The sequence below is a fragment of the Cellulomonas hominis genome (assembly GCF_014201095.1).
In the GTDB taxonomy this organism is placed as follows: Bacteria; Actinomycetota; Actinomycetes; order Actinomycetales; family Cellulomonadaceae; genus Cellulomonas; species Cellulomonas hominis.
In genome coordinates this window covers 845,634-859,899 of the sequence record NZ_JACHDN010000001.1, presented here as the reverse complement: position 1 = coordinate 859,899, position 14,266 = coordinate 845,634, and the positions used below count along the sequence as shown (strand labels likewise).

The following is a 14,266-nucleotide window of genomic DNA, read 5'->3' as shown; positions in this document are numbered from 1 at the left end:
CGCCCGCCCCCGCCTCAGGACGTCGGCGCCGCGTCCGGGTCGCCGATGTGCCCCGGGGCGTTCGCCGCCAGCACCCGCTGCACGAACGCGCAGTACTCGTCCATGTAGTGCCCGAGGAACTTCGCCGTCTCCTCGTCGTGCACCGCCCCGCCCGGCCCGAACACCGCCGGGTCGAACCGGATGTACACCTCGGGGGAGTTGAGCTGCGGCGCGTCGAGGAAGCTGAGCACGCCGCGCATCGAGGACTGCATGACGGCGGTGCCGATGTTGCCGATGGACGCCCCGACGATGCCGGTGGGCTTGCGGGCGAACGAGTTGGCACCCCACGGCCGCGAACCCCAGTCGATCGCGTTCTTCAGCGCCCCGGGGATCGACCGGTTGTACTCGGGGGAGACGAACAGGATGCCGTCCGACGCCTCGACCGCCTGCTTCAGCGCGCGCGCCTCCGGTGGGTAGTCGGCGTCGTGGTCGGGGCTGTACAGCGGCAGGTCGCGGATCGGGATCTCCCGGAACTCCAGGGCGTCGGGCGCGAGCGCGATCAGCGCCTCCGCCAGCGTCCGGTTGATCGAGGTGCTGGACAGGCTGCCCACGAAGTAGCCGATGGTGTAGGTCATCGCGTTCCCCTCCGAGCGGTGGCGGGGGCGCTCGGCCGGCCGCCCGCCGGGCTCTTCCAGCGTCGCACCCGGGGGCCGTGCGCGCGCGCCGGGGGCGCTGCGTAGGAGGGCTCGGCGCCCGATCCACGGCGTCGCCCTCTGTCGCGTCCGATGCGTAGGTGGTGCGATGGAGTCGCTGAGTGCCGCGGCCGCGCGAGAGTGCGTGCCGCGACGGGTGCGAGGCGAGGGGGTTGCGGTGGAGGCCGAGGGCTTCGGGGTGACGGTCCAGGCCGTCCAGCGGTGGCTGCCGCTCGGGCGAGACGTCCTGGTGCGGGGCGACCGCGGTGCCGGCAAGACGACGGTGCTCGAGCTGCTGCTCGCCGACGCCTCCCGCCGGGGCGTCAACGGCACGCTGCTGCGCGCCGCGGGCCGCGGGGAGCTCTCGGCGCTGCTGGACCACGCCTCGGCGCCGGCGCGGGTGGCGGACGAGACCGCGCTCACCGACTGGCTGACCGACGAGCTGCGGCCCCGGCGCAGCGTCCTGCTCGTGGACGACGTCGACCGGATGGACGGGCGCAGCCTGTCCGTGGTCCGCCGCGTGCTGGGCCGCACCGGCTGCGTGCTCGTCGCGAGCACGACGGTCGACCCGCTGCACGCGCCGACCGAGGGGATGCGGGAGGTGCTGCAGGCCCGCTCACCCGCGGAGGTGCGGGTGCCGCCGTTCGGCTTCCGGGCGGTGTCCAGCCTGCTGGCGTCGGTGCTCGGGGCGCCGGCCGACGCCGGCCTGACCGCGTCCGTCATGGCGCAGACCGGCGGGAACCCGCGCGCCGTGGTCGCGCTGGTGGACGCCGCGCGGGCCGCGGGCGCGCTGCACCGCGTCGAGGGGCTGTGGGTCGAGAACGGCACGCTCGGCGAGGTGCCGGTGGACGCGGTGGCGTTCACCTTCCTGTCGGACGTGCCCCCGGACCTCGTCGCGGCGCTGGAGCTGCTCGCGAACATCGGCCCGGTGCCGACCGAGCTCGCGGTGCGGCTCGTCGACCCGGCCCTGCTCTCGGACCTCACGGACCTCGGGCGGGTGGTCAGCCACGAGGTCGGCGGGGCCGGGGAGATGCTCGGCGTCGCCCCGCCGGCGCTCGCCCGGGCGCTGCGCGAGCGGGTGGGGCCGTTCCGCCGCCGCCAGCTCGCGGAGCGGGTCGCGGACGCGGGGGCCGCGATCGCCCCGGCCGCGCCGCCGCAGGACGAGCTCAGCGCGGTGCTGCTCGCGGACCAGGCGACCGAGGGCCACGAGTACTGGCGGTGGACCGCGGAGCTCGCGGGCCTGGTGCACGAGCGGGCGACGGTGGAGGAGAGCGCCCGGCGGACGGCCTGGCTGAACGCCCCGACCGTCTCGACGGCCAACGCCTACCTCGCGCTGCTGATGCGCCGGCCGGCCACGGAGCAGCTCGCCGCGGTGTTCGCGGGGACCCGGCTGTCGGACCGGGACGGCGAGCACGACCGGCTCACCTACACGTACTACCGCGCCCGCTGGTCGGCCTGGGCGGGGGAGCCCGTGACGGACATGGACGCCGTCCTGAGCAGCTCGGACACGGACGTCACGCCGTTCGTCCTGCTGCGCGACCTGAAGCGACGCCTGGTCGCCGAGCTCGCCGCGGGCCGCCCGGCGCGGGAGGTGGCCGACGAGCCGCAGTCCGACGTCCCCGTGCGGTTCTTCCGGGGCTGGCCGGTCGTCATCCGGGCGGCGGCCCTGCTGGAGGGCGGGTGGCCGGGCGAGGCGCTGCGCGTGTGCGACGCGGGCGACGTCTCCGAGGCCGAGCCCGAGGTCCGGCACTACCTGGCCGCCGTCCGAGGCCTGGCCCTGATCGGCTGCGACCGCCTGGTCGAGGCGGAGCAGTGGCAGCGCCGGATGCTGGACAAGGCGTACGACGAGGTCGACGGCCTGGGCATCCGCGTGCACGCGTGCGTGCTCGCCGAGGCCCTGTACTTCGCCGGCCAGGACGCCGCGGCCTGGCGGGTGATCAGCACCTCGCTGCGGATGGGCGCGGCCGGGCCGATCGAGACGACGTTCTACCGCCGCGGCCTGATGGTCGGCGCGGTGCTGCAGTCGCACCTCGGCAACGTCACCCTCGCGCAGGTGCTGGTCCGCGAGCTCGACAAGACCCCGAGCTCCTACTACCCGCTCATCCGCTCGATGCGGGTGCTCGCGCACGTCGCGCTGGCGTCGGCGTCGGGGGACGCGGCGACGTCCGGGCAGACCGCGTGGCAGGCGGGCCAGCGGTACGCCGACGGGGGCCTGCTGCAGCCCGCGCTGGTCACGTGGGCCGGTGGCCCGGCGAGCATGACCCCGGCGCGGGCGAGCGTCGTGCGGGAGGCGCTGTCGCGCGTGCGGCTGCCGCTCCTCGAGCCGTACGTCCGGCTGCTGCTCGCTGTCGCGGACGACGACGCCGAGGCGGCCGCCGCGGTGCTGCCGGCGACCCGCGCGAGCGTCATGCCGAGCCTGGTGCGCGCGGGGGAGCGGCTGGTCGGCATCGTCGGCGACGGGCTGGACGGGCGGCCCGCGCACCCGGGCGGTCCGGCGGGCGTCGCGCGGCCGGAGCCGTTGTCGGCGCGCGAGCGCGAGGTCGCCACCCTCGCCCGGGAGGGCCTGAGCAACCGGCAGATCGCGGACCGGCTCTACCTGAGCGTGCGCACCGTCGAGAACCACATGAGCCGCGCGCTGCGCAAGCTCGGGTACGTCAGCCGCGGGGACCTGGCGGCCTGGCAGGAGCGCTGACCCGGCGGACGGCGGCGCCCTGCCGCACGGCCCGGGGGATCTCCGCGGCCTCGTCGACCCGCGCCAGCAGCCGCGCGGCGTCCTCCGGGGCCGGGCCGTCGAGCCGGACGGCGTAGGCGATCCCGGTGGAGGCCCACGTCCCCGGGTCGAACCCGCCTCGCGCGGTCACCTCCGCGCCGGCGAGCGGGACGCCGAGCGCCTCCGCCTCGCGGAACAGGTCGTTGAGCACGCAGCCGGCGACCGCGAGGTGCAGCAGGTGCGCGCCGGTGAAGCCGGCGGAGACGTGGACGCCGCCGGGGGTCCAGCGGTGCGGGCGGGCCCAGACGTCCGCGTCGTCGGCCGCCCCGGCGTCGTCGCGCAGCGTGCCGGCCGCGACCGTCACCGGGTAGTCCTCCGCCATGGCGACCCCCCCTCGCGCTCCTCGGCCACAGCCTCGCACCGCGGGCTCCCGGGCGGAAGGCTGCTACCCAGTCCGGCACCTAGGCCCGACGGCGGGACGACCCTCAATCCGACGCGAAACCCCCACGTGCGGGCGCCGACGGCACTCAGGCCGTCACCGGCCGGGCGCTGAGGGGTGCTGAGGGGCGGTTCCGAGGGCCTAGACATGACGGGTCGGTGGGGCCTGCAGCGGCTGACAGGCTCCACCGGCGTCCACGCTTCCGGTGCCCGGCACCGCCCCCCGCCGGGCACCGGAAACCCCCCGGCCGCACGGCCCGCACCGCGGCATCCCGACCGATCGATCGTGATCTGCGCCACTCCGGGGTGACGCGACCTGCGGTGACGCATCCAGCCTGGGAACGGGCTGTGTGAGCGTTCACCCGAGGGGACGCCAGGTTGTTGACCACTGCACCATCCCGGGGCCATAGTTCTCTTCCGACGGTGCGCATCGCCTGCCCCCTGCGCGGTGCGCACCGTCGACTACGTCCCGGCCCCGCGTGCGACGACGCCGCCCCGGCCGGACCCTTCCCCCCGACGCCGCCGGCCGCTCCCCGAGCGGGCGAGTTCCGCGTCATCACCCGGCACGGCGGCGCGTCACGCGCCCGCCGGGGCGCCCGGCCGTTAGCGTGCTGCGGGTGAAGGTTCCCGCGCGCCGCCCTGCCCTCGGACAGCCGGCCGCCTCCGGCGAGGCGGTCGTCCCCGCGCCGCGCGCGGACACCCCCGCGACCGGGACCGAGGGCGCCGCGCCCCGGCCGGAGCGCGCCCCCACGGTGGACAGCGAGACCCCGATGACCGATTCCTCCGAGCCCACCGACGCCGCGACGCCCGGGCCCGTCCTGGTCGAGCCGCCCTCGGCCGCCGAGCTGGTCGCCGGCGCGACGAGCACCTGGCGCGCCGCGCTCGTCGAGGCCGCGGGCGGGTCCACGCTCGCGGACGTCGAGCTGCTCGGCGACGCCGCGCTCGACCTGTCCGCCGCGCACCCGTCCGGCATCGCCCAGCTCTTCGCCGGCCGCGAGACCCGGCTGTCGAACCTCGTGCGCGAGGGCGCCGCGCTCGGCACCGCCCGCCGGCGGGCCCGGGCCGTCGCCGCCCGCGCGGGCACCTACGCCCAGCAGTACGGGATCGCGCCGACGTACCTCGCCATCGGGGTCGCGACCTGGACCGAGCACAGCACCCCCGACGTCGCCACCGACGACGTCGCCGCCATCGCGACCGCGACCCGGGAGTCCGCGGCCGGCCGCGGCGGTGCGGACGCCGACGGCGAGGCGCCCGCGCCGACCGCCCGCACCGTGCGCGCGCCCGTGCTGCTCCGGCCGGTCTCGCTCGCCGCCCGCGGCACCGCCGAGAGCGACTACGAGATCACGCTGGAGCCCTCGCTCGAGGTGAACCCGGTGCTCGCCCGCGCCCTGCGCACGCGCGGCGCGCTGCTCGACCCCGGCGCCGTGGCGCGCAGCGCGTTCACCGGCTCGGGCTTCGACCCGCGCGACGCCATCGCCCGGCTGACGTCGCTCGGCACGGCCGTGCTGGACGACTTCCGGCTCGTGGACCGCATCGTCGTCGGGACGTTCGTGCACCCCGGGCAGGTGCTCGTCGACGACCTCGACCGGCTCGCCCCGGCCCTGGAGCGGCACGAGGTGGTCGCGGCGCTCGCCGGGGTGGCCGAGGCCGCCGACGCGCTCGCGGTGACCCTGCCGGAGCCGCAGCGGGGCGACCGCGACCCCGCCACCGAGCGCGGCGTCGGCGACCTCGACCCCGCTCAGCAGCACGTCCTCGACGTGGTGGCCGGCGGCGCCCACGTGTTCGTCGACGCCCCGGCCGACAGCGACGTGACCGGCACGCTCGCCGCGCTCGTCGCGGACGCCGCAGCCGACGGCCGCACCGTCCTGTACGTGCCCGGGCACCGGCGGGCCGCCGTCGCCCTGCGCGGGCGCCTGGAGCGGCTCGGGGTCGGCGAGGTGCTGCTCGACGTCGCGCCCGACGCCGCGTGGCGGATCGCGTCCGCGCGTCGCCTCATGGGCGCGATGACCCTCGACGTCGACCCGGGCGACCCGGCCGCCGCCGCCGAGCTGCGCCGCGCCCTCGTCGAGCGCCGCGAGAAGCTGCGCGGGTACGTCGACGGCCTGCACCTCGTGCGCCAGCCGTGGGGCGCCTCCGCGTACGACGCGTTCCAGGCGCTGGCCCGGCTCACCGCGGCGCGGCCCGCTCCGCGCACCACCGTCCGCCTGGGCGCCGAGGTGGCGCGCGCCCTGGACGCCGACCGCCGCCGCGCCGTCGCCGCCGACCTCACCGAGGCCGCGCGCGCCGGGGCGTTCACGCTGCGCCCGGTCGACACCCCCTGGTACGGCGCCGGCCTGCTGTCCGACGCCGAGGCCGCCGACGCGCTGCGCCGGGTCGAGCGCCTCGCGGGCGACGCGGGCCTCGCCGCCCTGGAGCGACGGATCGCGGAGGTGGCCGAGGTCACCGGGTTCACGCCTGCGACGACGCTCGCCGCCTGGGCCGAGCAGCTCGAGGTGCTCGCGGGCGTCCGCGGCGCGCTCGACGTGTTCCAGCCGCTCGTGTTCGAGCGCAGCCCCGCCGACCTGGTCGCCGCCACCGGCACGAAGGCCTGGCGCACCGAGCACGGCACCCCGATGGGCTACTGGCTGCGCCGCCGGCTGCGCAAGCAGGCCAAGGACCTGCTGCGCCCGGGCCGGCCCGTGGCCGACCTGCACGCCGCGCTGCTCGACGTGCAGCGCCAGCGCGAGATCTGGCAGGCGCACTGCCCCGCCGGCGGGTGGCCGCGGCTGCCCGAGGGCCTGGCCGACATCGAGGCCGAGCACCGCGCGGTCCGGGCCGACGTCGACGCGCTGGCGCCGGTGCTCGCCGGGACGCCCGAGGGCGGGGACCTCACGACCCGGCCGATCGGGGAGGTGCTGGACCGCGTGCGCCGCCTCGCCGGGGCCGCCGACGCCCTGGCCGAGCTGCCCGGGCGCACCCGGCTGCTGCGGTCGCTGCAGGCCGACGGCCTCGGGGACCTGCTGGACGACCTGGCGGACCGCCGCGTGCCGGCCGACCTCGTCGCCGCCGAGCTCGACCTCGCCTGGTGGAGCACCGTCTTCGAGCAGATCCTCGCCGCCGACCCCGCGCTGGCCGGGTACGACGGCCGCACGCTCGGCCGGATCGCCGCCGAGTACCGCGAGCTCGACGTCGCGCACACCGCCGCCCTCGCCGGACCGGTGCGCGCCCGGGCTGCCGCGCACGTCCGGAACGCGATGGCCGCGCACACCGAGCAGACCGAGGCCCTGTTCGGCGAGCTGCTGGAGGACCGGCTGACCGGCGTCCGCGAGACGTTCGAGCGGTACCCGGACGTCGCCCGCCGGCTGCGGCCGGTGCTCGCCGCCGCGCCGATGCTGGTGCCGCAGGTGCTGCCCGCGACGCGCACCGTCGACCTGGTCGTGCTCGACGCCGCCGCGCACCTGCCCGTCGAGGTGGCGCTCCCGGCGCTGGCACGCGGCCGCCAGGTCGTCGTCGTCGGGGACCGGCGCTGCGCGTCCGGCACCGCCGTGCGGGAGCTCGCCGAGGTGCTGCCGACCGTCCCGCTGCGCGCCGACGCCTCGCGCCGCGACCCGTATCTCACCGCGTTCCTCGCCGCGCACGGCTACAGCGACGTGCTGTCCCCGACGCCGCTGCCCACCAGCGCCGCGACCGTCGGCCACCACCTGGTCGACGGCACCGGCATGCCGGACGGCTCCGGGGCCGTGCAGAGCACCCGGGCCGACGTCGACCGGGTCGTCGAGCTCGTCATCGAGCACGCCCTGACCCGGCCCGAGGAGTCCCTCGCGGTCGTCACGGCCTCGCCGCTGCACACCGCGCAGGTCCGCGAGGCCGTGCTCGCGCAGGTGCGGGACTCGCCGTCCCTCGCCGCGTGCCTCGACGGGTCGCGGCCCGAGCCGTTCGTCGTCACCGACCTCACCAACGTCGCCGGGCTGCGCCGGGACGCCCTCGTGCTGTCGCTCGGCTTCGGCCGCACCCCGCACGGGCGGGTGCTGCACCGGTTCGGGCCGATCAGCGGTCCCGGCGGGGACGCGCTGCTGCTCGCCGCCCTCGGCGTGACCCGGCACCGGCTGGACGTCGTGTCCTGCTTCGCGTCGGCCGACATCGACCCGGACCGGCTGCGCGGGCCCGGGCCGCGGCTGCTCGCCGACCTGCTGCGGTTCGCGGAGCGGCGGGCCGCGGGGGAGACGGACCTCGCGGTCGCGGCGGAGCCGGTGGTGGCGGAGCCGGAGGTGGCGGAGTCCGGCGTGGCGGAGTCCGGCGTGGCGGAGGACGGCGGTGCGGAGGACGGCGCAGCCGCGCCCGCCGCGGCGGGGACCCCGGACGCGGCCGGGACGGCCGACGCCCCCGACGCGCCGGAGGCGCCCGGGGCGCCCAGCGCGACCGCGCGCGAGACCGACCGCCTCGTCGTCGACCTGGCCGAGCGGCTGTGGCGGCACGGCCTCGTCGTCGAGCTGGACCACGGGCTGCCCGGCGGCCTGCACCTGCCGCTCGCCGTCGGCCACCCCGACCTGCCCGGCGAGCTCCTCGTCGCCGTGCTGACCGACGACGACGCGTACCTGGAGGAGCCGAGCGTCCGCGTCCGGGACCGCCAGGTCGCCGAGCGCCTGGAGCGCCTCGGGTGGAGCGTGCTGCGCGTGTGGTCCGCCGCCGCGTTCCTCGACCCGGAGTCCGAGGTCGACCGCATCCGCCGCGCCCTGCACGCCGTCGCCGACCGTCGCGTCGCCGAGGCCCGGGCCGAGCGGGAGCGCGGCCTGCTGCTGGTGCCCGCGCCGCTCGACGACGACGGTACAGGCCCGGCTCCGACCCTGACCGGGTTCGCGGTGCTGCCCGCCGGGGGCCTGCCCGACGCCGGCGGCGGCGCCCGCCCGGAGGAGGTCCGCGCCCCCGCCGCGCAGGCCACCGCGGCCCCGGAGGAGGTCCGCGCGCCCGGCACCGGCACGCCCGAGGAGGTCCGCGCGCCCGGCGCCTGGGCAGCCCCCGAGCCGCCCGCCGACGCCGCGCCCGCGTCCCCCATCCCGGCGATCGCCGCGGACATCCCCGGCGTGATGGAGGCGGCGGCCCCGATGACCGGCGCGCTGCGCGCGGTGCAGCCGACGCTCGCCGTGCCCGGCGGCCCGCGCCCCGACGTCCGCCCGGGCCTGCCGATCAGCGCCTACTCCGACGACCAGCTCGACGACCTCGTGGCGTGGCTGGTCTCCGACGGCAGCGAGCGGACCCCCGACGAGCTGGCCGCCGCGCTGCGCCTGCAGCTCGGCATCACCCGCCGGGGTGCCCGGGTCGACTCGGTGGTCGCCGCCGCGGTCCACCGCGCCACCGACCCCCGCTGACCCCCGCCCCGCAGCGCCGGACGTGAGCCCGCCGAGATCGGCACCTGTGACCGAGATCGGTCCTCGCACGGACCGATCTCGGCGCGACCGACCGATCTCGGCAGCCCTCGTGCGCCGAGATCGGGCGGTTCGGCCGAGACAGGGCTGGAGGAGGAGCGATCTCGGCGCGACCGACCGATCTCGGCGGCGCTGTACCGATCGAACTCGGCGCGGGCGACCGAACTCGGCGTGCACGGCGGGGGCGCCGCGGGCGGGCCGGGGTCCGCGGGCGGGTGAGGTCGATGGCGGCGGTCGTCAGTGGCGCCGAGCGCGCACGGTCACCAGTGCGGGGGGACGTCCCGGAGGAGGCGGTCGTCGTTCGAGTCGCCGCGGTCGTCGCCCCAGCCCGTGTCGGAGTCGTCGGCGCTGCGGTCCGGGATCAGCGGGGCGTCGTCGACCACCCGGTGCGGGCGGTCGGGCTGCGGCTCGGCGGGGGAGGTGATCACCCGCCCAGTGTCGCACCGCGGCGGGCACCCGCCGCGGCGGGCGTCAGGCGACCGGCGGCCGCCCCGGCGCGCCCGGTGCGGCGGGGCCGGTGGGACCCGTCGGCCCGGCGGGCGGGACCTGCCCGGTGTCGCTGCGCAGCGCCGGGGTGGACTGGGCGGCGAGCAGGTCGCGGATCTCCTGGAGCAGCAGGATGTCCTCGGAGGGGCGCTCGGGCTCGGCCTCGATGCCGCGCTTGCGACGCTCGGCCAGGGCGTTCAGCGGCAGCACGATGAGGAAGTAGATCGCCGCCGCCGTGATGAGGAACTGCAGCAGCGCGTTGAGCATGAGGCCCATGTTGATCTTGGCCTCGCCCTTGGCCCCGATCACCCAGATGTCCGAGATGTCGGGCTGGCCGAAGATCATGGCGATCAGCGGCGCGATCAGGCCGTCCTGGATCGCCGTGATGACCCCGCCGAACGCGGCGCCGATGACCACACCGACGGCGAGCTCGATCGCGTTGCCGCGCGAGATGAAGTCCTTGAACCCCTGGAACACCCGGGCGAGGCCCCGCGCCCCCTCGGTCGTCGTGCGCAGACCCTGGCGCAGTGCGTCGCTCATGCCCTGGAGACCTCCGGTGTGCCGCGGCGAGAACGTCCGCATCATCCCACGATGACCGCTCCCAGCACCCGGGCGGCGGCCGCGGCACCTAGCGTGACGGACTCCGCGGGGCTCACCGCGAGCAGCACGGGGACGTCCTGCGCCGCGCCGCCGCCGGCCCCGGCGGCGCCGCCCGACGCGCCGAGCAGCCCGCCCGACGACCCCGCCCCGGCCTCCGGCACCGCGTCCGCCCCGGCCAGCACGAGGGCGTCCCGCGCCAGCCGTTCCGCCTCGGCCCCGTCCAGCAGGGCAGCGGCGACCACGTCCACCCGCATCCCGGGCCGCAGCAGCGCGGCGACCCCGGCGTCCGCGAACCGGACCGGCACCACGACGGAGCCCTCGGGCGGCGCCGCGGCCTCCTCGGCCAGCAGCTCGGACGCGAGCGGCAGCCCGGCGGGCACGCCGACGGCCGTCCGGTGGCCGAGCACGCCCGCCGCGTCCGTCGGGACGCCCGCGGGGACCAGCGCCACCGGCACCGGCACCACGGCGACGTCGTCGTCGGCGAGGACGGTCCCCGCCGGCAGGTCGCGCGCGGCGACGGTGACCTCCACCGCGGGCGGGTCGGGCGGTCGCAGGCGCTCGACGGCGAGCAGGACCGCGAGCCCGGCGCACAGCGCCGCGAGCGGCCGGCGGGCGCGCCAGGCGAGCACCCGCAGGCGGCGGCGGGTCGGGGCGGGAAGGCGGTCGGTCAGGCGCATGCCGCGACGCTAGGGCGGAAGCCCGGGGCCGCGGCGGTCACCGGACGCGCGCCTGGGGACCACGCACGGTCCGGGCGCCTGTGGAGGACTCGGTGCCGCGTGATCCCGCGGCACCCGGCGGGATCAGCCCGCGGCGGGCTTCGCGGCGCTGCTCGTCGAGCCGCTCGAGGACGACGACGTGGTCGCGGTCGACGCGGCGGCGGGCTTCGACGCCGGGGTCGAGGAGGACGACGCGGACGTCGACGGGGTCGAGCTCGTCGTGGACGTCGAGGAGGACCGCGAGTCCGTGCGGTAGAACCCGGAGCCCTTGAACACGACGCCGACGGAGGAGAACACCTTGCGCAGCCGGCCGCCGCAGCTCGGGCACTCGGTGAGCGCCGCGTCGCTGAACGACTGGTGGATGTCGAAGGCGTGGCCGCACTCGGTGCAGGCGTAGGCGTAGGTGGGCACTGCTGTCTCCCGCGGATGACGTGACCTGGTGGCGGAGGCGCCGGTCACCCGGGCTGCTCGGCCCGGCGTCCCTGGCACTCTCTCTGTCCGAGTGCCAATGATACGCGGCTCGGCGGTATTCCCCCGTTCAGCCGCCCAGGGACTGCCAGCGCTCGGGGGTCGCGACCATGTCGACCGTGCGGTCGTGCGGCTCGCGCGGCAGCGGGCGGACGGCGGCGTCGTACAGCTCCTCGGCGAACACCAGCGCGACCACGGGCGTCCCGGGGCGGGCGTGCGCGAGGGCCCGGTCGTACCAGCCGCCGCCCTGGCCGAGCCGCGTGCCGGAGGTGTCGACGGCGAGCGCGGGCGCCACGATGACGTCGGCCTTCGCGAGCGCCTCCGCCCCGAGCGACGGCGTGGACGGCTCGGGCGGCCGCCCGGGGGCGCGCTGCAGGAGGTCGTGCCGGCCGGCGTACGTCGCCCACTCGCGCTGCAGCCCGGCGCCGAGCACCGGGAGCAGCACCTCGACCCCCCGGGCGGCGAGCGCGTCGAGCAGCGGGCCGGTGTCCGGCTCGGTCGGCCGGGCGGAGTAGACGGCGACGCAGCCCGCGTCCGCGAGGGCGGGGATGGTCTCGACGACGTCGACGAGCGCGGCGGCGGCTTCGGCGCGCCGGCGGGGCGACCGGGCCTGGCGGGCGGCCCGCAGCAGCCCCCGGAACTCGTCCTTCACCTCGGTGATCGTGCTGCCGTCGGACGCGTGCGGGTACGGCTGGGCAGCGGCGCTCATGACTCCAGTCTCGCAAACGCCTGTCAGTGCTGGTAGGACCAAAGGGGGTTCGCGCGCGGCGGGCGGGTGCCCGGCGGGTGAGTCACAGCGGCCGACCGGCGCGGTGCGTGCGCGGTCGGCGGGGACTCGCGGGCAGAATGCGGGCATGAGATCCGTGCAGGACCAGCTCGCGGCGGTGCTGGCCGCGGTCGGGCCGGTCGCCCCGCTCGACGTCGTGCTGTCCGACGCGGCGGGCTGCATCCTCGCCGAGGACGTCGTCGCCCCGGCGGACGTCCCGGCGGTGCCGGTCGCGGGGCGCGACGGGTACGCCGTGGCCACGGGGGACCTGCGCGGCGGGGCGCCCGGCGCGCCGACCGTCCTGCCCGTGGCGCACGACGTGCTCGCGGGCGACCCGGCCGCGCTGCGGCTCGCCCCGGGCCAGGCCGTGCGGATCGCGTCGGGCGGCCCCGTGCCGGCGGGCGCGGACGCGGTGGTGCCGGCCGAGGACACGGACCGCGGCGCCGTGCGCGTGACGCTGCACCGGCTCCCGGAGCCCGGCGAGCACGTGCGGGCGGCCGGCTCGGACACGGCCCGCGGCGCGGTCGTGCTGGCGGCGGGCACCCGCCTCGGCGCCCGGCAGCTGGCGGTCGCGGCGGCCACCGGTCGCGGGCGGCTGCGCGTGCACCCCGCCCCGCGCGTCGTCATCGTCTCGATCGGCTCCGAGCTGGCCGAGCCCGGCACCCCGCGCCGCGACGGCAGCGTCTACGAGTCCGCGGGCCACGCCCTGGAGGCGGCCGTCCGCGACACGGGCGCCACCCCCGTCCGGGTCGGCGTCGTCACCGACGACCGCGCGGTGCTGCGCGAGGCGCTGGAGGACCAGCTGGTGCGCGCCGACGTCGTCGTGACCACCGGCGGGCTGTCGGAGTCGCAGCACGACACCCTGGCCGACGTGCTGGCCCCGCTGGGCACCGTGCGGTTCGACCAGGTCGCGATGGCCCCGGGCTTCCGGCACGGCTTCGGGACGGTCGGCGGCGGGGCGGGCGCGGTCCCGCTGTTCGCGCTCCCGGGACACCCGGTGGCGTCGCAGGTGGCGTTCGAGGTGTTCGTCCGGCCGGCGCTGCGGGCCATGGCGGGGCACACCGACCTGTTCCGGCCGTCGGTCGCCGCGCGCGCGGACGTCGGGTGGCCGTCGCCCGCCGGCGTGCGGCAGTTCGTGCCCGCGGCCGTCGTCGGCTCGCCGAGCGAGGGCTACCGCGTGACGCCCGTCGGCGACCCCGCGGTGTCGTCGGTGACGGGGCTCGCGCACGCGAACGCGCTCGCCGTGGTGGGGGAGCAGGACGGTGCCGTCGTCGCCGGGCAGGTCGTGCACTGCCTGGTGCTGGAGGGCTGATGCAGCGCGGCTGGCCCGTGGTGCTGACCGACGGCGACGTCCGGCTGCGCCCGCTGCGGCGTGCGGACGAGGCGGCCTGGATGCGGCTGCGCGCGACGAACGCCGCGTGGCTGGAGCCGTGGGACGCGACGTCGCCGGAGCCGGTCACCGGTCGGCGGCCGACGTTCGCGCAGTTCGTCCGGACCCTGGAGCGGCAGGCGCGGGGCGGCACGTCGCTGCCGTTCGCGGTGGAGCACGCCGGGGAGCTCGTCGGCCAGCTGACCGTCTCCGGCATCACCTACGGCTCGCTGTACTCGGCGTCCATCGGCTACTGGGTCGGGCAGCACGTCGCGGGACGGGGCATCACGCCCACGGCGGTCGCGCTGGCCACGGACCACTGCTTCCGCGCGCTCGGGCTGCACCGCGTCGAGGTGAACATCCGGCCCGAGAACGGCCCGTCGCTGCGCGTCGTGGAGAAGCTCGGCTTCCGGGACGAGGGCCTGCGCGAGCGCTACCTGCACATCCAGGGCGTGTGGTGCGACCACCGGACGTTCGCGCTGACGACGGAGGACGTCCCCGGCGGCCTGCTCGCGCGCTGGCACAGGGTCCGCGCCCGGCGGTTCTGACGCCCGGCTCCCGGGTGTGGGAGGCTGGCCCCGCCGGCGGGCGAATGACATCCGTGTGATTTTCCCCCGGCGTGCCGCTCGACACGCCGTGA

11 protein-coding genes are annotated in these 14,266 nt (G+C 77.8%); 4 read left to right on the top strand and 7 right to left on the bottom strand.

Translation table 11 applies throughout. The features are described 5' to 3' along the window. Positions 1 to 14 precede the first annotated feature (14 nt). Positions 15 to 614, bottom strand: a complete 600-nt coding sequence (locus HNR08_RS04015; RefSeq protein ID WP_146835467.1) for an NADPH-dependent FMN reductase — start codon at positions 612 to 614, stop codon at positions 15 to 17. 235 nt (positions 615 to 849) lie between these two features. On the opposite strand from HNR08_RS04015, the gene HNR08_RS22595 reads away from it, so the two are divergent. Continuing rightward, positions 850 to 3,363 (top strand): helix-turn-helix transcriptional regulator, encoded by a 2,514-nt coding sequence (locus HNR08_RS22595; RefSeq protein ID WP_146835470.1) that lies wholly within the window; start codon positions 850 to 852, stop codon positions 3,361 to 3,363. Here the strand turns inward: HNR08_RS22595 and HNR08_RS04005 are convergent. Further along, positions 3,326 to 3,763, bottom strand: coding sequence for an OsmC family protein (locus HNR08_RS04005; protein ID WP_146835473.1), 438 nt, complete (start codon positions 3,761 to 3,763; stop codon positions 3,326 to 3,328). The two genes, HNR08_RS22595 and HNR08_RS04005, sit on opposite strands and share 38 nt — an antisense overlap. 673 nt (positions 3,764 to 4,436) lie before the next feature. Here HNR08_RS04005 and HNR08_RS04000 point away from each other — a divergent pair. Next, complete coding sequence (locus tag HNR08_RS04000; RefSeq protein ID WP_146835476.1) at positions 4,437 to 9,164, top strand: hypothetical protein; 4,728 nt, start codon at positions 4,437 to 4,439, stop codon at positions 9,162 to 9,164. Positions 9,165 to 9,481: 317 nt separating this feature from the next. Here the strand turns inward: HNR08_RS04000 and HNR08_RS03995 are convergent, their stop codons facing one another. The 5 genes from HNR08_RS03995 to HNR08_RS03975 form a co-directional block, all read right to left on the bottom strand. Then, entirely contained in the window at positions 9,482 to 9,649 is a 168-nt protein-coding gene (locus HNR08_RS03995; RefSeq protein WP_183835412.1) for a hypothetical protein, read from the bottom strand. A gap of 43 nt (positions 9,650 to 9,692) precedes the next feature. After that, positions 9,693 to 10,247: a large conductance mechanosensitive channel protein MscL gene (gene mscL, locus HNR08_RS03990; protein WP_146835479.1), complete on the bottom strand. Its 555-nt coding sequence runs from the start codon at positions 10,245 to 10,247 to the stop codon at positions 9,693 to 9,695. A 41-nt stretch (positions 10,248 to 10,288) separates the two neighbouring features. Then, complete coding sequence (locus tag HNR08_RS03985) at positions 10,289 to 10,984, bottom strand: SAF domain-containing protein (RefSeq protein WP_146835482.1); 696 nt, start codon at positions 10,982 to 10,984, stop codon at positions 10,289 to 10,291. Positions 10,985 to 11,107: 123 nt separating this feature from the next. Beyond that, positions 11,108 to 11,434 carry an FmdB family zinc ribbon protein gene (locus HNR08_RS03980; RefSeq protein WP_146835485.1) on the bottom strand — a complete coding sequence of 109 codons (327 nt, stop codon included), beginning with the start codon at positions 11,432 to 11,434 and terminating at the stop codon, positions 11,108 to 11,110. Between the two features lie 127 nt (positions 11,435 to 11,561). Next, entirely contained in the window at positions 11,562 to 12,200 is a 639-nt protein-coding gene (locus tag HNR08_RS03975) for a 5-formyltetrahydrofolate cyclo-ligase (RefSeq protein WP_146835488.1), read from the bottom strand. Between the two features lie 145 nt (positions 12,201 to 12,345). On the opposite strand from HNR08_RS03975, the gene HNR08_RS03970 reads away from it, so the two are divergent. Further along, a complete protein-coding gene (locus HNR08_RS03970; protein WP_146835490.1) occupies positions 12,346 to 13,569 on the top strand; it encodes a molybdopterin molybdotransferase MoeA in 1,224 nt (407 codons plus the stop codon). Further along, positions 13,569 to 14,174 (top strand): GNAT family N-acetyltransferase, encoded by a 606-nt coding sequence (locus HNR08_RS03965; protein ID WP_146835493.1) that lies wholly within the window; start codon positions 13,569 to 13,571, stop codon positions 14,172 to 14,174. The genes HNR08_RS03970 and HNR08_RS03965 overlap by 1 nt, the downstream gene beginning before the upstream one ends. The last annotated feature ends 92 nt before the right edge of the window (positions 14,175 to 14,266 follow it).